This is a genomic window from candidate division KSB1 bacterium (genome assembly GCA_034506255.1).
GTDB lineage: Bacteria > Zhuqueibacterota > Zhuqueibacteria > Zhuqueibacterales > Zhuqueibacteraceae > Coneutiohabitans > Coneutiohabitans thermophilus.
This window is the reverse complement of sequence record JAPDPX010000001.1, coordinates 420,853-442,149: the sequence shown is the minus strand read 5'-3', so window position 1 is coordinate 442,149 and position 21,297 is coordinate 420,853. Positions and strand designations below refer to the sequence as shown.

12 protein-coding genes are annotated in these 21,297 nt (G+C 59.8%); 2 read left to right on the top strand and 10 right to left on the bottom strand.

Features of this window, described 5'->3' with window-relative positions:
• Window positions 1-46: 46 nt before the first annotated feature.
• Window positions 47-2,935 carry a molybdopterin-dependent oxidoreductase gene (locus tag ONB52_01855; protein ID MDZ7414884.1) on the top strand — a complete coding sequence of 963 codons (2,889 nt, stop codon included), beginning with the start codon at window positions 47-49 and terminating at the stop codon, window positions 2,933-2,935.
• Window positions 2,936-3,906: 971 nt separating this feature from the next.
• On the top strand, window positions 3,907-5,382 hold the full coding sequence (locus ONB52_01850; protein MDZ7414883.1) for a pyridoxal-dependent decarboxylase: 1,476 nt from the start codon (window positions 3,907-3,909) through the stop codon (window positions 5,380-5,382).
• 317 nt (window positions 5,383-5,699) lie between these two features.
• On the opposite strand, the gene ONB52_01845 is transcribed toward ONB52_01850, so the two are convergent.
• From ONB52_01845 to hypB, 10 genes are all read right to left on the bottom strand, one after another.
• The gene (locus tag ONB52_01845; protein MDZ7414882.1) at window positions 5,700-7,064 is read right to left on the bottom strand and encodes a hypothetical protein; all 1,365 of its coding nucleotides are present in this window, start codon (window positions 7,062-7,064) and stop codon (window positions 5,700-5,702) included.
• A gap of 273 nt (window positions 7,065-7,337) precedes the next feature.
• Window positions 7,338-8,552, bottom strand: a complete 1,215-nt coding sequence (locus ONB52_01840; GenBank protein ID MDZ7414881.1) for a cytochrome c3 family protein — start codon at window positions 8,550-8,552, stop codon at window positions 7,338-7,340.
• A gap of 20 nt (window positions 8,553-8,572) precedes the next feature.
• Window positions 8,573-9,871: a hypothetical protein gene (locus tag ONB52_01835; GenBank protein MDZ7414880.1), complete on the bottom strand. Its 1,299-nt coding sequence runs from the start codon at window positions 9,869-9,871 to the stop codon at window positions 8,573-8,575.
• Between the two features lie 359 nt (window positions 9,872-10,230).
• On the bottom strand, window positions 10,231-13,008 hold the full coding sequence (locus ONB52_01830) for a T9SS type A sorting domain-containing protein (protein MDZ7414879.1): 2,778 nt from the start codon (window positions 13,006-13,008) through the stop codon (window positions 10,231-10,233).
• A 1,328-nt stretch (window positions 13,009-14,336) separates the two neighbouring features.
• A complete protein-coding gene (locus ONB52_01825; protein MDZ7414878.1) occupies window positions 14,337-14,972 on the bottom strand; it encodes a hypothetical protein in 636 nt (211 codons plus the stop codon).
• Window positions 14,973-15,628: 656 nt separating this feature from the next.
• Window positions 15,629-16,678 carry a hydrogenase expression/formation protein HypE gene (gene hypE, locus ONB52_01820; protein MDZ7414877.1) on the bottom strand — a complete coding sequence of 350 codons (1,050 nt, stop codon included), beginning with the start codon at window positions 16,676-16,678 and terminating at the stop codon, window positions 15,629-15,631.
• A 15-nt stretch (window positions 16,679-16,693) separates the two neighbouring features.
• A complete protein-coding gene (gene hypD, locus ONB52_01815; protein ID MDZ7414876.1) occupies window positions 16,694-17,830 on the bottom strand; it encodes a hydrogenase formation protein HypD in 1,137 nt (378 codons plus the stop codon).
• A gap of 141 nt (window positions 17,831-17,971) precedes the next feature.
• Complete coding sequence (locus ONB52_01810) at window positions 17,972-18,256, bottom strand: HypC/HybG/HupF family hydrogenase formation chaperone (GenBank protein ID MDZ7414875.1); 285 nt, start codon at window positions 18,254-18,256, stop codon at window positions 17,972-17,974.
• A 16-nt stretch (window positions 18,257-18,272) separates the two neighbouring features.
• On the bottom strand, window positions 18,273-20,549 hold the full coding sequence (hypF, locus tag ONB52_01805; protein ID MDZ7414874.1) for a carbamoyltransferase HypF: 2,277 nt from the start codon (window positions 20,547-20,549) through the stop codon (window positions 18,273-18,275).
• A gap of 1 nt (window position 20,550) precedes the next feature.
• Complete coding sequence (hypB, locus tag ONB52_01800; GenBank protein MDZ7414873.1) at window positions 20,551-21,240, bottom strand: hydrogenase nickel incorporation protein HypB; 690 nt, start codon at window positions 21,238-21,240, stop codon at window positions 20,551-20,553.
• Between the last annotated feature and the right edge of the window lie 57 nt (window positions 21,241-21,297).

Below are 21,297 nucleotides of genomic sequence, written 5' to 3'. Positions count from 1 at the left end.
CCTGAAGGCTCTACTGCAATGAAGTTATTCTGCGGAGAAGACATTCATGCCCACAACTCATACTCCCGGCTTCATCGAAAAAATCGCGGAGACCCTCCGCCTCATTCCCAATCTGCATCATGACCTTGGGCCGCAGGTGCCACGCCTGACCGAGCCCGGCCAGCTCACCAACTATCCGCCGCCGGAGAAGTGGGACGATTGGGTCGAATATGAAGCGAAAAGCTGGCCGCGGCGCGAGGCGAAGCATTACATGATTGTGCCGACGATCTGCTTCAACTGCGAAGCCGGCTGCGGCTTGTTGAGCTACATCGACAAACAAACCCTGCAAGTCCGCAAGTTCGAGGGCAATCCCTACCATCCCGGCAGCCGCGGCCGCAATTGCGCCAAAGGCCCGGCGACGATCAATCAAGTCACCGATCCCGATCGCATTCTTTATCCGATGAAACGCGCCGGAGGAAGGGGCGAAGGGCGATGGGAACGGGTTTCATGGGACAGTGTGCTCGATGATATTGCCGGCCGCATTCGCAAGGCACTGCAGGAAAAGCGCAACAACGAGGTCGTCTATCATGTCGGCCGGCCCGGCCACGAGGGTTACATGGATCGCATTCTGCAATCCTGGGGCGTCGATGGCCACAACAGCCACACCAACATCTGCTCCTCCGGCGCGCGTTTTGGCTATGCGCTTTGGCAAACCTATGACCGGCCCTCGCCGGATCATGCCAACGCCGGCTTCATTTTGCTCATCAGCTCGCATCTCGAGGCCGGGCATTATTTCAACCCGCACGCGCAGCGCATCATCGAAGGCATGATGAACGGGGCCAAACTGGCGGTGATGGATTCGCGCCTCTCCAACACTGCCAGCATGGCCGATTACTGGCTGCCGACTTATCCCGGCAGCGAAGCCGCGGTGCTGCTGGCGATGGCGAAGGTCATTCTCGACGAGGGAATGTACAACGAAGCCTATTTGCGCGACTGGGTGAATTGGCAGCAATATCTCGCGCACGAACGCCCGAGCGACGAAGTCACGTTCGACAATTTCATTCTGGCGGTGAAAGCCGCTTACAAGGATTACACACCGGAGTTCGCGGAAAAAGAAAGCGGCGTGCCGGCGAAAATGATTGTCGAAGTCGCGCGGCAAATCGGACGCGCGGGCACGCGCTTCTCCACGCACAACTGGCGCAGCGCGGGCAGCGGCAATCTCGGTGGCTGGGCGGTTGCACGCAGTTTGCACTTTCTCAATGTGCTCACCGGCAGCGTCGGCACCGTGGGCGGCACTTCGCCGAGCGCATGGAACAAATTCAAGCCGAGCTTCTTCGACAAGCCGCCGGCGCAAAAATTTTGGAACGAGCTGCATTTCCCCAAAGAATATCCGCTGGCGCATTATGAGATGAGTTTTCTCCTCCCTCACTTTCTCAAGGAGGGCCGCGGCAAGCTGGACGTCTATTTCACCCGCGTGTTCAATCCGGTGTGGACATATCCCGACGGCTTCTCGTGGATCGAAGCGCTCACCGATGAGGGCAAAGTCGGAATGCACATCGCGCTCACGCCGACATGGAACGAGACGGCCTATTTTGCGGATTACGTTCTGCCGATGGGCCACGCCGGCGAGCGTCACGATCTGGTGAGCTACGAGACGCACTCCGGCTTGTGGATCGGCTTTCGGCAGCCGGTGTTGCGCGAGGCGCGGCGCAAAATGGGCAAACCCGTGCAGTTCACCTACGAAGCCAATCCCGGCGAGGTGTGGGAGGAAGACGAATTCTGGATCGAACTGTCATGGCGCATCGATCCGGACGGCAGCCTGGGCGTCAAACAACATTTTATCTCTCCGTACCGGCCCGGGCAAAAAGTGACGATTGACGAGTACTATCAATACCTCTTCGAACACACCCCCGGCCTGCCGGAGGAGGCGGCGAAGCATGGCTTGAAACCGCTGGAGTACATGCGCAAGTTCGGCGCGTTCGAGGTGGAAAAAACGTCATACAACAAACACCTGCGTGAGATTCCGGCGGCAGATTTGCAAGGCGCGCAAACCGACCCCCAAACCGGCTTGATTACGAAGAACGGCAAAGCCATCGGCGTGATGGTGAATGGCAGGGTGTGCGAGGGCTTTCCCACGCCGTCGCGCAAGCAGGAATTTTTCTCCCAGACGATGATTGATTGGGGCTGGCCGGAATACAAAATTCCGGCGTACATCAAAAGTCACATTCATCACGAGAATCTCGACCGCAGCAAGGGAGAATTTCCGCTGATTCCAACGTTCCGCCTGCCGACTTTGATTCACTCGCGCTCCGGCAATGCCAAATGGCTTTATGAAATTTCCCACCGCAATCCGATTTGGATGCACAGTTCGGACGCGGCGCGTCTCGGCGTGCAGACCGGTGATTTGCTGCGCGTGAACACGGACATCGGTTATTTCGTTGACCGCGTGTGGGTGACGGAGGGCATCAAACCCGGCGTGGTCGCGTGTTCGCATCATCTCGGCCGCTGGCGCAGACCGCAGGATGCGCCGGGCAACCGCTGGGCGACCTCGCTGGTGAGCATCACGCGCATCGGGCAGAAGGCAGAGGGTGGCGGGCAAATCGCAGGGGGCGGCTGGCGCATGAGAATCATTGACGGCATTCGGCCATTCAAAAGCAATGACGCAGACTCTTCACGAATTTTCTGGAGTGACGGCGGCGTGCATCAGAACATCACGTTTCCCGTGCATCCCGACCCCATCAGCGGCATGCACTGCTGGCATCAAAAAGTGCGGATCGAAAAGGCGCATCCCGGGGATCGCTACGGCGACGTGTTTGTGGATACGGAGAAATCGTTTGCGATCTATCGCGAATGGCTGAAGCTGACGCGCCCGGCGCCCGGGCCGAACGGCCTGCGGCGGCCATTGTGGTTCAATCGCCCGCTGCGCCCGGTGGAAGAGACTTTCTATTTGCAGTAGAAAACCGTCGTGTATGCCGGCATCAGCCATGCCGCACCCGGCATGGCATCGCCCGGGCACAATTATCGGCGGTTGATTTCAAAAACCCGGACAGAGCGATGAGCCACCGCGAATGCGCGCGAATGAAAAATATTCGCGTTCATTCGCGGTGTTTGGCGGCGCCAAAATATCTGCCCCCAAAGCACAGCCTCGCGTTGCCATCGTAACAGCAGGTTGAAACAACTTCTCCAGTCAACCCCACCTCGACTGCCTCCACTCCATTCACCGGCTGCCCTCGCCCGTCCACTTTGACCAAAAACAAATTTGGCGATGCGGCTTCCAGGCTGGCATCTGCTTGCAACATCATGCTCATCCCGCAATTGGCATTTGGCGTGTTGCTGAATGCAGTGAGGGGCTGATTGCGACTGGTCCGCCGGAACCGGCACGATGCCTTGAACAAAACGCCCCGGCCATGGCGGTTGCCGGCAACACAAGAGGGCCGGGCAGGAGGTCTCTGACGGGTAATGCCTCCATAACATGCGGAACCCAGCGCGGACATCTTGTCTGCAAGCAAAGATACCCGCGCTGCTGCACATGTTACCGAAGTATTGCTCGCGCCGTCGTTGTAAAGTTGAAAAAATTCCATTAAACTCGTTCGCCGAATTCCCCCGGGCATGCCGGCAGACTGAGGGAGGAGGTTGCTGACCCTGCCCGGGAGTATCGGGCAGTATGACAGCAAAGATGCTGCACGCCGGTTGCTTGGAGAAGCGATGCCGGCACGCTCACAAACCAGGCAACAGCCATCCTGCTTTGTGGAGGTGAATGTCCTGTGAGCCTTGCAAAGGCGAGGGCGCCACAACCGTCCCGCCTTCTGCCGACCAGGCAGAATGACAGCGTTACACAATCTTCGCGATCATGTTCGTTTTGCGAGAGTGATGCGACAAAATCCCGGCCGTCTTGCTGAGATGCCACAAGCAGAACTGGGAGAGCAAATGAGCACTGAAAAAAATTTTTTTCGCGACGAACCCGCATATGGTGACATGCCGGTTGAAGCGTTTCGCCGCGCCGGCCATCAGGTGATCGATTGGATTGCGGACTATCTGAAAGAGGTGGGACGCCTTCCCGTGCTGCCAGCGGTGCAGCCCGGTGCCGTGCGCCGCGCCCTGCCGGCAACTCCGCCGCCACACGGCGAAGACATGACCGCCGTGCTCGCCGATCTCGACCGGCTGATCATGCCCGGCATGACACATTGGAATCATCCGCGCTTCTTTGCCTACTTCACTTCCTCCGCCAGCGGGCCGGGCATTCTCGGTGACTTGCTGGCGGCGGCATTCAACAGCAACAGCATGCTGTGGCAGGCCTCCCCGGCAGCCACCGAGCTGGAAGAAGTGACGCTCGACTGGCTGCGACAGATGCTGGGATTGCCGGCTGATTTTTGGGGGCTGATCTTTGACACCGCTTCCACCAGCACGCTGCACGGTCTGGCCGCCGCGCGCGAGCAGCTCGGTGACTTGCAGATTCATGAACGCGGCATGGCCGGCCGTGCCGATCTGCCGCGACTGCGGCTCTATGTCTCCGACTACACGCATTCCTCCATCGACAAGGCGGCGTTGCTGATCGGGCTGGGCCGGGAAGGCATTCGCCGCATTCCAGTCGATGCGGAATTTCGCATGCAGCCGGCGGCTTTGGCGCAGGCGATTCAGGATGATCGCCGTGCTGGCTGGCGGCCATTTTGTGTGGTGGCGACGGTGGGTACCACCTCCTGCACCAGCATCGATCCCGTGGCAGAAATCGCGCAAATCTGTGCCACGGAAAATCTCTGGTTGCATGTCGATGCCGCGCATGGCGGCGCGGTGGCCATCGTTCCGGAAATGCGGCATGTGCTCGCCGGCTGCGAGCTGGCGGATTCGTTCGTGGTCAATCCCCACAAATGGTTGTTCGTGCCCATGGACTTGAGCGTGCTTTACACCCGCAAACCGGAGGTGTTGCGCCGTGCCTTCAGCCTGGTGCCCGAGTATTTGCGCACGCCAGCAGACAGCGGGGTGATCAACTACATGGATTACGGCATTCCGCTGGGCCGGCGCTTTCGTGCGCTCAAGCTCTGGTTCGTGCTGCGTTCCTTCGGCGTGACGGGATTGCAGGCCTGCATTCGCGAACATCTCCGCCTCGCCCGGGAGTTCGCCGGCTGGGTTGACCGCCATCCGGATTTCGAGCGCCTGGCGCCGGTGCCGATGAGCACAATCTGTTTTCGCGCCCATCCCGCCAGCCTGAACGAAGAGAGCCGGCTCAATGAACTCAACGAAAGGCTGCTGCATGCCGTCAATCGAACCGGCGAGGCATTTTTGTCGCATACCAAAATCGACGGCCGCTTCGTGCTCCGGCTGGTGATCAGCCATTTGCGCGTCACGCCGGCAGATGTTGAGCGGGTATGGGCCGTATTGCAGCAACAGCTCGGGGCTTTGAATTGATTCTGCCCCACCACTTCGCGCGTGCCGCCCGTCCGCGCGTTTGTGCGCGCAACGGCGCAGCCCGGCTGTCAGGCCGAATGAAGTGAACGCCGCTGCCAGGGTCCGGCCTCGCGTCACAAAGCCTGACCCTCCCTTGACCGCGCCATTGGGGCGGCCGCGTCGGACCCAGTTCGGTGGTTCTTTGCCCGCTCAAACACAAAAGCCCAAACTCCGGTTTGGGCTTTTGTGTTTTGCGGCGAGATCTTCTCGCAATGACACTCAGCCTGCCAACAACTCCTCCGACATTGCGCCGGCCACTTGGCCTGGCGCCGCGCAGATCAGTACATGTCATACTCCCGGCCGAGCACATTCACTTTGCCATTGATGTGCTTGCTGCTGTCGGTGATGTTGCCGAAACCATCCACCACACCCTGATGGCAAATGGTGCAGGCCGTGATCGCGAACGGCGTATGACCGGTCGGCGGCAGGCCATGGCAGGAGCCGCACGGCGCGGAGCCGCTGTTGACCCAACTGGGCGCTGCGTTGTTTCCGGTCATCACCTCGGCGGCAAAACCGAAGTCATTCGGTGACTGCGCCTTGCGCAAGGCCCAATTGCCGTGACAATAGCTGTTGCTGCAGGTGTTGTTGTTGAAATCATACACCACCTGCGGCACCCGCGCGCCGCCCTCGGTTCTGCGCGTGCCCAGGGCACCGGTGAAAACCGCTTCAGCGCGGCTGTTGTCATCAATGTGATCGGGGACGGCGAAGCTGGCGGGCAGCACATGGCATTCCTGACACACCGTCGCGGTCGACAATTCCGTGTAGTACGCGAGATGTGCCTGATGTGCACCCACCGCCGGCGAGGTCGCCTCGGTTTCATCGTCCAGCCCCTTGGGGGGTGCGGCATTCTTCAAATCGGCCGCGCTGGCGGCGGGATTGCCGTGGCAGGTGTTGCAGGCCTCGGGACCATTTTGCTGGGTATGACAGGTCAGGCAGGAAAGAGTTCCTTTGACCAGACTGTAGTCCCGGCCATGACAGGCTTGGCAAGAATTCAGATCATAACCATTGTTCTTCAAAAAAGTGGAATGCGCAGCAGGGCCGGCAATCCAATTCTGCGGGTGGGGGTAACTGGCATGACAGCGCTTGCAGGACACGCCGGAGGTGCCGCCGGCATATTCTGCACCATGACACGCCCGGCAGGCAGTCGCGTTGTAATTCTGTGCGGCCAGCACCGTGCCGTGAAAGCCCGTGCTCGCGGGATTCATCCAATCTGCCGGATGCGGATAGCTCGCGTGGCAGGTGCGACAAGAGACTCCCGAGGTGCCACCATCGAACTGGCTGCCATGGCAACTGTTGCAGAGGTTGAGATTGTAGTTCACCCCGGCCAGTGTCTTGCCGTGAAAATTGGGTGACGCGGCTTCGACCCAGCCCGGTGGATGCGGATAGGTCACGTGGCATTTCCGGCAGGAAGATTTCACCAGGCCGCCATCGAACTGGCTGCCATGGCAGGGCCGGCATGATTTGGCGTCATAATTTTGTGCCGCCAACACCTTGCCATGAAAATTCGCAGAGGTTGGATCGAGCCAGCCTTCGCCATGAACGGCGACTTCGTTTTGCGCCGCGGTCGGCGCCTCTTGCGGATCACTGCAGGCAGTGAGCAGCAGCAATGACACGCCCACGAGTGGTAACAGAAGTTGCTTCATCTTGGCTTTCATAGTCATCAGGCATTCGTCAAATGACCAACTTGTTTCAGGCCGGCGCCTTGCCGGCCACAGCGGGCGCCCAATAACGTCCATGAGAAAGCGAAACCGGCTGATGGCATCCTGCCGCGACCGCCTGACCGGCCGCATGGCTCTCCCGAAAAGTTTTGTGATACGCGAGTTCCACCGCCCCCGGCCCAGCCGAGGTTGGAGCATGCCAGGACAGACGGCGATGGTCGGATGAACGCGGCGGGGGCAGCTGTCGCCGGCGGCGTTTCACTTCATGCCATGACAATAACCACAGAAACCAATTCCCGCCTTTTCGGTGTTGGTGTGACAATTGTAGCAGGTGGAGCCGGCATTGGAATGCCAGTCGCCTTCCTCGTTGCGAAAATTGGCCGGATGCGTTTTGGGATCATTGCCGCGGCCCGGGGTGCGGTCGACATGGCAGATGAGGCAAACCGGATCGCGACCTTCAACGTCATGACAGGCGGCACATGCTTCAATATCACGGCGCGCCAGGGTGGCATGCTGGCCGCCACCGCTGCCCGTGCCGATGCGAACGAAATCGGGCGCGCGATGCGAGAGCGGGAACGGCGCGGCGAAGCCGGCATCTTGATTGCGACTGTGACAGTCGGCGCAGAAAGTTTGCTGATTGTGGCATGAATAGCAATCGGATTGTTTGGCGCGCAAATCGAGGCTGTGCGAGAAGAGATAATTCAGCTCGTGCACGTTCTGTTTGACCAGCGGGTCCCTGCCGGAGGGTGCCGGCCGGTTCTCCGCCAGGCTGCGGCGGAGATCGCCGCGCGTGAGCCGCAGCGTCACCTCGGCATGGCAGGTCTGGCAAAAATTATCCGTGTGGCAAACGGCACAATCACTGCTGGTGTGATCGGCGCGGATCAGGCGCTTGTGTTGTTTGGCCCAATCCGGCGCGCGATGGCTCAACGGCAGCATGGTCTCCACCCGCGGATGGCAGGCCTCGCAGGCGTTGCTTGCCTGCACGTCGTTGTGGCAGGTGTAGCAGGAGGCCATGGTCGGGAGATGGGCCACGCTCGGCTTTTCCGATTTTTCCACACCGGCATGGCAGGCGGCACATTCGAGCTTCTGTCCTTCGACATGTTGCTTGTGGCTGAACACGATGTCGAGTCGTGCAGGGGCGGCATAAGCCTCGAGACGGTCAACATCGACATGGCAGAACTTGCAATCGTCGGTGTTGGCGCTCTCCACCTCGGCATGGCAGGTGCCGCATTCCGCATGTTTCGGGAACAGCAGGTCCCCGGCTTTTTCGCTGGTGGTGGCCGCGGCATGGCAGGCGCTGCATTCCGCTCCCGCTTCCGCGACGTGTTTCCGGTGCGAAAATTTGATTCTGCCCCATTGCGCGACGGGATCATCCCACGAGGCAGGCGGCCCGCTCCATGCCCATGCCAGCGTCAAAACGCCCAGCACTCCCGCCAGCAAACCTGGCAGAACGAACCATGTACGCCCGTGCATAAGTGAATGCTCCTTCCTCCTCATGATGACGCCCCCTGCCTGGTGAAGAACCAGTATTGCATGCGAAACAGCAACCGGACGTCGTTGGAATAGTAGCGATTATGCAGCATCTGCACCTGGCCGTCGAGGGTGAGGCGGTTCCAGGGGCGAACCAGCAGCCCTGCGGCTCCGGAGTAAAGCGATTCCCGTGCGCCGGCACCCCCCTCCAATTTGTATGAAGCCCAGGAGAGCTGCAGGCTGGGCAGCAACAGACCGCTGCGGGTGGGATAATAGAGCGTGGCATTCACGCCGTCAAGATTGCCGGCATAGCCGCTGCGGTGCACGTAGTTCACCCCGCCGTATTTCAAATCGGTGCCGGCCGTCACGCGGTAGGATTGCTCGCCTTCATAAAAAATGCCGGCGACGTTGCCGTAGAATCGCAGTGCCGGACGATGCTCATAATAGAACCCGCCTTCGAGTTCATGGTTGTCTTTGACATTGAAGACGGCGAACAGCGAATTCCAGGGCAGATGCGGGGAACGAAAGATGTAATTTGCCGTCAGGGACAACCGGGGTGTGACCTGTGAGCGGCCGGCGAGTTCGGCACGGGTGATTGCTTTGGCGTGAAAATTAAAATCGCTGCGGCCATAGAACGATGTTTGGGGATTGACGAACCAGGAGCCATCGAGCGAGGCCATGCGATAGGCGCGATCAACGGGTGAGAGGTATTGTGTGAAAACATTGCCGATCGAATCGGCGCGCAGAGCATCGTAGCCGGGCCGCAATTGCCGCTTTTCAAAAAAGCTCAGACTGAGATTGAAATCGCTTTTGGGCCGCCACACCATCTGGCCGCCGGCCATGTAGTTCCTGTCGGGATCGGCGATGAGCTGCATGCGCTGGTCGTGGGGCAGCAGGCCGCCGCCAAAAGCCTTGAAGCGCAACTGGCGGCCGGCGCGCACTTTGATTTGCACGCCGTCAATAGTGCCCGCCGCCACACCGCTGAACACCGGCTGACGGCCCACCTGCAGATCGACCTGCCGGCCCAGGTTTTTGAATTCCAGCGCGAGATGGGAAAGCCGTACTTTTCCGTCGCCCGCCAGGCGCGTGCTGAAATCGCGATCGAGCTGGCCATAGGAGCGCAACGCCACGTTCTTTCCGCTGAGATCAAACTGAAACGTCTGATAGGCGCGCGCATGTCCCGAGTCCACCGCCAGCGAATCACTGCGCTCGTAGACATAAAAAGAACTGGTCAGACGCCCGGAAAAAGTTTGCGCGCTCAGCGCGGCAGGAAAGATTGCGGCCAGCATCCACCACTGCCACCATAGCTTTCGTCGTATCATGAAGCCGCCTTTCTCATAATGAGACTGCAATATTTTAGCTAGGGGAGGGGCAAACCGTGCCTGCGGCCGGTGCGGGGGCGCACACAGGCGGATCGTTTTATTGCAGTGCGACAGCCAAGAGAGCAAACAAATCATAGCGAATTTTCCCGCTGAAAGCAAGCATCTCATCGGCCAGCCGCCGCCCGCGTGCCGTTAAACAGCACACCCCCCACAAAAGAATAGCTGCGTCCTTGTTTGCCACAAGAACGCAGCCACTGAATCAAACAACGACTGACCGGCGGCACAGCACTTCCCGGGCATGGTGCCCTTGCCGGCGATCAGTTGGCCGACAAGCGTGCTTCCGATCAGGTCAACTGACCCTATTTCATCATGACCATCTTCTTCATCGCCGTGAAGTTGCCGGCGGTGATGCGATAGAAGTAGACACCGGAAGGCAGCAGATTCCCGGCGTCATCCCGGCCGTCCCACACGACGACGTGATACGCCGCCGGCTGGAAGCGATCCACCAGGCGCCGCACCTGCTGGCCGAGCGAGGAGTAAATCACCAGACGCACGTGGCCGGGTGTCGGCAGGTGATACTGGATCGAGGTTTCGGGGTTGAACGGGTTGGGATAATTCTGCTGCAGGGCAAACACCGTCGGAACACCGCTGTGATCGTCGACGCCGGTGATTGAGACCGGCAACTCCGCGGAGAACGCACTCTCATTGCCGGAGAAGTCGAAGGCGGAGAGACGATAGTAGTAATTCTGGCCGGCAGTGACCTCGCTATCGAGATAGGTGGTGCCGGTCAGTGTCTTGATCGGTGTGGTGCCTTTCGGATCAAAGCCGGGGATGGTGCTGCGATAGATCGCGAAATACTGAAAGTCGGCGTCAACGGGATCGTCCCAGCTCAGACTCACCTTGCGGTCCACCACGCTGGCCGTGACATTACCGGGCGCGAAGGGCGCCAGGTTGTCCACGGAATAGCCACTGTCGGGCGCGGTTTCATAGACCACATTGCGCGCCTGGCCGGAAACAAAAAACACCGACCAGTGCATGCCCGCGGCCGTGCTGTCATACAAAGTCGGTGCCACCACACTGTACATCTCGTAGCCGGTGGCCGGCAGCCACGCCACAAAATCCCAGGTGCCGAATTGGTTGACGGTGAAGCGGCTGCCCGGCTTTGCCGTCGAAGCCGCAGCGAGCATCTCCTGCCTGGAACCGACTTTTACACCGAGCGCATTGCCCGGGTCATCAACACGGCGCCACACCGAGTAGCTCGTCACCGCATTGGTGGCGGCGGGTGCATCCGCGGCAAATTTCGACCAGGAGACGCGCACCTGCTTGCCCTGATCCTGCGGAATATCCTTGATCGAGAGGATCTTGCCGGCGCCGATATCACCGCTGGTGAGCGTGGCAATCGAACGCCGCAACAGGGCAATGGCGTAGCCGGCGTTGTGCACACCCATGCTGCGATCTTCCTCGACGAAGCGGAAGTTGTACCAGGCTTTGGTCAACATCTGGCGCCGCTGAATTTCGGCCGGCGTCATGCTGGCCTCCCACTTGTAGTTGGCATTGACTTCCGCGGTGGTCGAATTGGGCGGCAACAACTCATCCAGCTTGTGCAGCAGGCCTTCAATCTCATGGCGCGTGCTTTCGATGGTGCCGTCTTCGTCGTAGTCGGCTTTGGCCATGATGTCATCGAAAGACTTGATCGGGCCATGGCACTGCTGGCAGACGGCCACATTTTGGACGCCATCGGCTTCCATGGCAAAGGTATGGCCGCCGATTTTGTCATGCCCGGGTTGTCCCGCCGCCGGGGTTTCCGCCATATGGCAGGTGACGCAGGCATCGGCGATCGCGAACTTGTGGCCCGAGCTGCCGATCGGAATGCCGTACTCGATCGCGTTCGAGCCATCGATCATGTCAGCCTGGTTGCTGTAATGCGGGCCGAAATAAATGCCGAGGTTGGCCGGGTTGTTCACATAGTCTTCCGCATCCCGCCGGCTGATATGGCACTGCATACAGACTTTGCCCATGCCGCCGTACTTGACCACAGTGGTGGTGTCGCCGAGTTGCACGTCATTCAAGCTGCGCACCATGTGTGGCAGACTTTCCGAGCGGTGCGGGTCGTGGCACACCGCACAGCTTATCTGCGAGAAGCCGTTCTCCGGCCGCGTATCAGGGCTTTTGGGATCGATGCGGCGAATGAAACCCCAGCCGGAATGGCACTTGGCACAGCCGGAAGAGGCCGGCCGGTTGGCAACACTTTCAAAGGTCGGATTGAGAATGCCGTGCACCGAGTTTTTCCATTGCTGGCTGATGCGATGGTACGGCTCTTCATCATGGCAATAGCCACACGCGGCCTCATCCAGGCTCATGGCGATTGCGGTCTTGTCGCCCTTGTGTTCGCTGCCTGGGCCGTGGCAGCTTTCACACTGAATGTTGGCGCGCGCCGCCAGTTTGGGATAATTCGTCTTCATCGCCTCCCAATTGCCCGGCTGCAGCACCGCCGGAAAAACCCAGCCCAACTCCCGCGCGACATCATCAAAACCATCGTTGACGGCAGCAAGGGCGGTGTCATAACCGACAGTGTGGCACTCGATGCAGGATTCGCGATAGTGGCTGCTCTCCTTGCCGTCAATCGCCTGGGAGAAAAACGTCGCATGGCCGGTCTTGCTCCAGGCATCGAAATTGCCGCTGTGGCAAAGAGCACACTGCGGGAACTCCCGCGGCAGGCCATCCATGCCGCCAACGCCGACAAACTTGGCGGAAGTAATGGTCACACTGGCAGGCGCACTTGTGCCGGCGGCTGTCGTGATCACCAGCTCGATCGTAAACTTCCCCACCACATCCGGTTTGAATGTAGTCTGCCGTTTGTTGGTGCTGTCGAGCGTGGCGACAGAGCCTGCCGGCTTGGACTTCAACGTCCACGCCCACGAGGTTGCCCCGGCGTTACCCAGCAAGTAAACCACCTGCCCCACTCCGACTACCGGAAGGCCGGTCGAACGCGGCGAGGTCCACCCCAGATCGTGAATCTCCTGTGGACTGTAACCTTCGACCTTGATGGTGGCAGTCGGCGCCTGGGCAAAGGCAAGCCGGGCCAGCACCATCAGGACAACTGAGAATTCGGCGCCAATCTTTAGCACTCTTCTCATAACCACCTCCAGTCAAAACATCTCACTACACCTGCAACTGGAAACCAGGAACCACAACTGTGGTGCGGGAAATGTGTGGGAGAGGCATGCACCTCCTTTCCACAAAAGAGAAGGTTGGTCACGCTTGTTGACAAGTTTGCAACTCGAAACTCGCAAGACCTGTGCCCGCAAGATTCTTCCAATCGCGATCCAACCGATGGCATAACTCATTAATTTTTAGCTGACAAGAACTAAGAAGCAAGGGATGCATTTTTCAATCTTGGGAAAGGTGAGGAAAATTTTCCCGAATATGCGAGAGCCCCGATTAACAACGCCTTTTACCTGAATTTTGCATGCTGGCGGGCTGTTGCCCGGAAGAAATGGCGTGTTCACAAAGCGTCGACAGTTATTCCATGTCAAGCAAGACTTTTTTCGAATGGCGAGCGGTTTCGAAATTTGCCTGTTTGCTAAAAGCAGCACGGCTTCCCTCCCACGAAAATGGCCAGTCAGCTCGAAAATGGACCAAGCATTCTGTTCACGCAACTTCCACACAAAGTGTGCAGCCGTGCCTTCCGCACGCCGGTTTTGCGAAGACTTCTCCCCCACTCTCTGTGGGCCGGCGACAGCCTGAATGCAGCTCATCAGGGCAAACGGGGGAGCCGAATCTTGCACCACGAATAAAAAGGCTGGGATGAGGACTCATCCCAGCCACCATCAACAGGAGGGCGCTCATGCAGAATTGACGCCTCAGGATTCGACCGATAAGCCGCCCGTGCTTGCTCAGCACGATGGGTTCTCTGAAGGTGCTGGTCTCATCTGCACAAGCTTGGGGAAGTACTTCTCGCTGGCTTACTTCCAGCGATGGCGGGTGACCCCAAACAAGCCAAAGCTCAAGCGCACTGCCATCATCGCCATTGGCCTGGTTTGCGGGCCTTGTTTCACTGCGCCAGGCTCTGCGTCTCGTCTCATCAATAACAGACCATCCAATCAATTGACCAGCACCCAGCGCAGTCATTTTTTTTATCTGCAAGGCTGATGCCAGACTTTCTGCGGTTGTCAGCGTTGTAAACATGAAAGTTTCACCGTTACAGCCATGCTGCCGGGACCGAGCCGTTTTCAAGATTGCAAATTCTTCCTGCAAAAATTCTCAATTCTGCAAATCTTGCCTATGATCTGCCCTTTAAAAACGGGCTTGCGAAAGCGGCCAAAGCCCGTTTTCCCTCAAGCTTTTCTTCCTCGAAAATTTCCTGTCCCACGAAATGATTCGCATACCGTGGGGTCTGGTTGCGTGTGAGGACTTTTCCTTGTCTGCTGTTTTGCGGCAGGATTTTGCCGGGGATCAAACTTCTTCAGATGCCGAAAAACATCACCATGCCGCCAGTGAACGCGATAACCAGTCCGGCAATGGCGTGGCCGTAATGTTCCAGCGATGGCATGCGTGTCAGACCGGTGCCGAAATAGGCGAGCAGCGTCTGCCCGGTCATCATCGCCAGGGTGATCAAACCAAAGACGGTTGTGACCGTGATCACCGCGCTCCAGTCCAGCGCGGCGCCCGCAAACATGAGCGGAATCAGCGGCTCACACGGACCAAGCACAAAAATGGCAAACAGCGTCCAGAGCGTGAGTGATTTCTGCGGATCGACTTCATGATGATGGCGATGCCGGGCGCGTTTGAATCCCCAGACCGCGTAAGCCAGGCCAAAACCGATCAGCAACAGACCCGCCACTTCTCCGCGCTGCGATTCGATGCCTTCGAGAGATACCAGGCTGAAACCCAGGAGCAGGCCAGCCACGCCGATGAGAATGGAAGAACCCACGTGCCCCATCCCGGCCAGCAAAGTGACCCAAAACAATTTGGCCGGCGACCATTTCTGCGCGCGACCGATGCTCACAAACGGCACCCAATGATCCGGCGCCAGGGCATGTACAATCGCAATCGTCACCGTCGACGTCAACAAAACCCACAGCGATGAAGGGGCGGACATGCAGGACTCCTGTGTTTGAAATTGATGCATGGCGAAACCGCCCGAGGCGTTTTGCCTGCCGGGTTCGGTGCGCAGGACGCGGCTGTCCTGCCGCGACCAAACCTGTCACCCACGAAGCCGGGAAGAACACCGGACTGGCACTGCCTTGCATTCGTGGCGCCCTGGCGGTTCAAAAGCCTGGCGGGCGGGAATCGTTCCCAAAATTAAATTTTGCACCCGGCTTGATCCCCTCGGCGGGAAACGCCGGTTAGATCGCAACATCCAACCACCCAAAGGGTGGGGCATCAAAAATTTTGCCGGCCAACGTGCGGTCAACTCCGGCAGGGGTCCACTTCACCCACGCCACTTCTTCCAGACAACAGCAAGCCAGCATGCAAAATTCAGGCAGCACAACCGTGATGCAACCCTCAGGGTCAGGATCAAGCCCAAACCATCCGCCCACGAAAGCAGAAATCCCACGGAAAAAGCCATTTTGTGGCGGTCCATTTTCGTGGGAGAGAAGCCGTGACGCCTTCGGCAAACGGGCGAATGTCGCAGTCCGGGCCGCGCCCCATTCGAAAAAGTCTTGCCTGACTGCGAGCGGACCAACTGGTGGAGTTTTGTGAACACGCCATCTCTTCCGGGCTACAACAAGCCCGCAGGCAAAATTCAGGTGTTCAACAAATCCGCGGTAATTGTTCGCCCACCAGCATATCGACCATGCGCCAGCTACCCAACCGGGTTTGCATCGTGACCAGGCCGGGGCGGTCGGCGACCACTTCGCCGATGAGAGCCGCTTCCCGGCCAAGCGGGTGCGCCCGCATGACACGCAACACTTCTTGTGCACGGGCCGCGGCAACCACCGCCACCAGCTTGCCTTCATTGGCGACGTAAAGCGGATCCAATCCCAAAATCTCACAAGCACCGGCGACCGCGGGTTTTAGAGGAATACGATCTTCACGAATGCGAATGCCCACCTGTGCGGTCGCGGCAAACTCGTTCAACGTGGCAGCCAGCCCGCCACGCGTCGGATCACGCAGCGCATGCACCGCCTCGCCGCCGGCCTGCACCACCGCCGCCACCAGTTCATGCAGTGGCGCCGTATCGCTTGTCACCGGCGTTTCGAAAGCCAGCCCTTCCCGCCGCGAAAGGATGGCAATGCCATGATCACCCAGGCTGCCGCTGAGCAGCACGAGATCCCCGGGCCGGATTAGGCCGGCGGAAATCTGCCAGGGATGCTCGACCACGCCGATGCCGGTGGTGTTGATGAAAATCTTGTCGCCCTTGCCCTTGTTGACGACTTTGGTGTCGCCGGTCACGATCATCACGCCGGTGCGGCGGGCGGCGGCGGCCATGGACTCGACCACCCGGCGCAGATCTGCCAGGGGAAAACCTTCCTCCAATATCACACTGGCCGCAAGAAACAGCGGCCGGCCGCCGCTCATGCACACGTCGTTCACCGTGCCATAAACCGCCAGCTCGCCGATATCGCCACCCGGAAAAAAAATCGGATCGACAACGAAAGAATCCGTGCTGACCGCCAGCCGCACACCGTTGATCTCGACCACGGCCTGGTCATCGCGCTTGTTCAAGTAGGGATTTTCGAAGGCCCACAAGAACAGCCTGGCGATCAGATCATTCATCATCTTGCCGCCGCTGCCGTGACCAAGCTGGATGGTGTCGTGCTGCGAGATCGGCAATGGGCATTGCAGATTGAACTCACTCATGCCAGTGGCTCCGCTTCATGCGTCTGCTGCCTTTCCCGCTTCTGCGCCCTCCCGCACTTCTTCCGCTCTCTGGCGGTGATAGGCAAAGTACGCCGCGCAGGCGCCCTCAGAGGATACCATGGTGGCGCCCAGCGGCGTTTGCGGTGTACATTGCCGGCCGAAGGCGGGGCATTCGTCGGGCTTCTTCAAGCCTTGCAACACCAGACCGCTGATGCAAATGGCCGGTTCTTCGACCTGCAGCTCGCCGAGATCGAAGATGACCTCGGCATCGTAGGCGCGAAACTCCGGCCGCAGCCGCAGGCCGCTCGCCGGGATCTCGCCGATGCCGCGCCATTTGCGCGGGGCGATTTCAAAGACTTTGCGAATCAACTCCTGCGCCGGCCGGTTGCCCTCGCGGCGCACCACGCGCGAGTACTGGTTTTCCACGCGCGCCTCCCCGCGTTCCAGTTGCCGCACCGTCATCAGGACGCCTTCGAGAATGTCCACCGGCTCGAAACCGGTCACCACGATGGGCACATGATACTGCGCCGCAATCGGCTCGTATTCCTCCCACCCCATCACCGTGCAGACGTGCCCGGCGGCGAGATAACCCTGCACGCGGTTGCGGGGTGACGACAGCAGGGCTTTCATCGCCGGCGGCACCAGCACATGCGAAACCAAAATCGAAAAATTGCGCAGACCTTCGCGATGCGCCTGCCAGACCGCCATGGCATTGTTGGGCGCCGTGGTCTCGAAGCCCACCGCGAAGAAGACCACATGCCGGTGGGGATTCTCGCGGGCAAGCTGGACGGCATCGAGCGGCGAATAAACCACGCGCACATCACCGCCCGCGGATTTCACCATGAACAAATCCTCGCGCGAGCCCGGCACGCGCAGCATGTCGCCAAAGGAGGTGAAAATCACTTCGGGCCGGCGGGCGATGGCCAGCGCCTTGTCGATCTGTTCCAGCGGGGTCACGCACACCGGGCAGCCGGGGCCGTGCACCAGCTCGATCTCTTTGGGCAGAATTTGATCGATGCCGTTTTTGAGGATGGAATGCGTCTGGCCGCCGCACACCTCCATGATCATCCACGGCCGTGTGGTGATTGCGCGGATCTCCTGCACCAAATGCCGCACGATTTCGGGTTTGCGGTATTCTTCGAGATATTTCATGCCCGGCCTCTTGTTTGTTTTGAAAGCCCTGTCGCAAGCGCAAGGCAACCCACGTCAGCAAAAACGTGCACCCCGCCCGGCGTTGCCCGAAGGCGCGTTGTCAACCTCCCGTGTCGCTGCAGGAAAGGCTTGGTGGCGGACTCAGCCTGGCGGCGATTTTTCGAACGGCATGCCGAAGATGTCGGTGCCCTCCTCCGCCGCGGCCCGCACCAGCTCATCCCACACCGCATAGGTTTTGCGCGCTTCCTCTTCATCGAGCACGCTGATCGCAAATCCGGCATGCACCAGTGCATATTGTCCAATTTGGACATCCGGCACGTATTCCAGGCAGGCGGTGTTCACCGTGCCGGCGTAATCCAGGCGGCCCATTTTCAGGCCGTTCTGCTCGTAGATGGCGATGACCTTTCCGGGGATGGCCAGACACATAGGGCAGACTCCCTGTTCAATTTTGACCGGCCAGCGCGTCGGCAATCACAACCTGCCCGAGCGCCAGGCCGCCGTCATTGGTGGGCACTTGCTGATGGCTCAAAACCTCGAAGCCTTCCGCCTGCAGCCGCGCTGTCATGCGGTGAAAAAAGAGAGTGTTTTGATACACGCCGCCGCTCAGGCCGACGCGCGCGATACCCGTCAGCTCCCGTGCGGCGCAGGCCGCGCGCACGAACAATTCGGCCATCGTATGATGAAAGCGCGCCGCGATTTTTTCACGCGGCACATGGTTTTGCAATTCCTCCACCACGGCGGCGACCACCGGCGTGAGGGGAAGCGCGCCGGCGCCGGCGGAACGCACCGCGTCAGAATAAAAATCCTGCTGCCCTTCGTCCGCCAGCATTTCCAGTTCGATGGCGGCCTGGGCTTCATAATTCACCTCCTGACGCAGCCCGAGCAGCGCCGCCACACCGTCGAACAGCCGGCCGCAACTGGAGGTGAGCGGCGAGTTGATGTTTTTGTCGATCATCTGCAGCACCACCTGCACGGCCTCCCCGCGCAGCTGCTGCAAAAAAGGCAGCGACAACTGCCCGAGGTTGCTGCCGAAAGTCGCCGCCAAATAGCTCAACGCCATGCGCCAGGGCTGCCGGATCGCGGCCGTGCCGCCCGGCATGACAACCGGCTGCAAATAAGCAAAGCGCTGGCAGGCGGCCGCATCGCCGATGAGCACCTCCCCGCCCCAGATCGTGCCATCGCTGCCATAGCCGGTGCCGTCCAGAATCAGCCCAATGGTTTTTTCCGTCACGCCGTTGTCGGCCATCACCGCTGCGAGATGTGCATGATGATGCTGCACTCCGACGCGCGGCAGATGCTCCTGCTGCACCGCCCACTTGGTGGAGAGATACTCCGGATGCAAATCATACGCGATCAACTCCGGAACGATCTCGAGGATGCGCTGCAGATGTGCGATGCTGTTTTCAAAAAAAGCAAACGCCGCGGGATTGTCGAGATCGCCAATGTGCTGGCTGAGAAAAACCGCATTGCCGCGCGAGAGGGCAATGGTGTTTTTCAATTCTCCGCCACACGCCAGCACACGGCGCCGTGTCGCGCGTGGCAGGAACACCGGCTGGGGGACGTGGCCGCGCGCGCGGCGGAGCAGTCGCGGCCGGCCGGCGGCACAGCGCACAATGGAATCGTCGCAGCGCTGCAGAATCTCGCGATCGTGCAGCAGAAAGAAATCCGCCAGCGCCGCCAGGCGCGCGAGCGCCTCCTCATTGGAGATGGCAATCGGCTCCTCGCTGAAATTGCCGCTGGTCATCACCAGCGCCTCGAAGTGGTCGTGCAGCAACAACTCATGCAGCGGGGTGTAGGGCAGCATGAAGCCGAAATATTTCTGGTGTGGCGCCACCGCGGCGGCAAGCTGGTTGCAGTCACGACGCCGCAGCAGAACGATGGGCCGGGTGGGTTGCTGCAACATGGCCTGTTCCAGCGGCGAAACGAAACAAAATTTTTCGAGGGTGGCCAGGTCGCGCGCCATCATCGCAAACGGTTTTTCAGCGCGGCCCTTGCGCCGCCGCAGCGCCTGCACCGCGGATTCATTGCGGGCATCCACCGCGAGGTGAAAGCCGCCCAAGCCGCGAATGGCAACGATGGCGCCCTGCTGCAATTGCACGACCGCCTGTGCCAGCGCCCCGGCCTCCGCCAGCCGCGTGCCGTGGCGGTCACACAGCCACAGGCGCGGCCCGCATTGCGGGCAGGCATTGGGCTGCGCGTGAAAGCGGCGGTTGGCGGGATCGTGATACTCCGCCGCACAGGCAGCACACATCGCAAACACGCTCATCGAGGTGTTGGGCCGGTCATAGGGAATGCCACGCACGATGGTGTAGCGCGGCCCGCAATTGGTGCAATTGATGAAAGGGTAATGAAAGCGGCGGTTTTGCGGATCGAACAGTTCCGCGCGGCAATCGGCGCAGAGCGCGAGATCGGGGGAGATGAAGGCCTGCGCCGGACGGTCACGCCGGCTGGCAACGATTTTGAAATCGACTTCGCCGGCCGGGGCTATTTCCGCCACCTCGAGCCGGACGATGCGCGCGGCGGGCGGCGCCTCCCGTGCCAGGCGGGCACGAAATTCCTGCAGCGCGGCAGCCGCACCCTCGGCCTCGATCAGCACACCTTCGGTGTTGTTGCTCACAAAACCGCCCAGACCGCACTGCTGGGCCAGGCGGTAAACAAAGGGGCGGAAACCAACACCCTGCACGATGCCGGAAATGTGAATGCGTTCGCGACGCAGCAAGTTATGCTCCCATGGTCGGTGGCACTGCGCGCGCCGGGCCGTGCACCAGCCCGCGCAGCCAGTCAAACCAGGCGCGCAGGCCGGCGCCGGTGCGACAGGAGACCTCAAAAATCTCGAGATCGGCATTGATGCGACGGGCATTCGCCTTGGCCCGCTCGAGGTCGAAATCGGAGGTGCCGAGCAGATCGATTTTGTTGATCACCATCACTTTGGCCCGTCGAAACATGGCGGGATACTTCAGCGGTTTGTCATCGCCCTCGGTGGTGCTGATGAGCACGACTTTCATGTCCTCCCCGAGATCATAACTCGACGGACAAACCAGGTTGCCGACATTCTCAATGAACAGCAGATCGAGCTGCGCCAGATCGAATTGCGGCAGCACGCGCGTGATCATTTTGGCATCGAGATGGCACAAACCGCCGGTCACTATCGGCTGCACCAGCCTGCCGCCGGCACGTTTCAAACGGTCGGCATCATTCTCCGTCTGCACATCACCGGCAATCAAACCCAGGCGCAGTTCCTGATTTAACTCCGCCAGCGTCCTTTCCAGCAGACTGGTCTTGCCCGAGCCGGGGGAGCTGACCAGATTGAGCGCCACCACGCCGTGTCGCATCAACTGGCTGCGAACCTCGGCGGCGAGCTTGTCATTTTCAGAGAGGACCTTTTTCTCAACGGCGATTTTTTCAGTCATGCTCTTGTCGATTGAATTGAAAACGGTTCGCAGTCGTCCTTGCCGGGACAAAGCGTT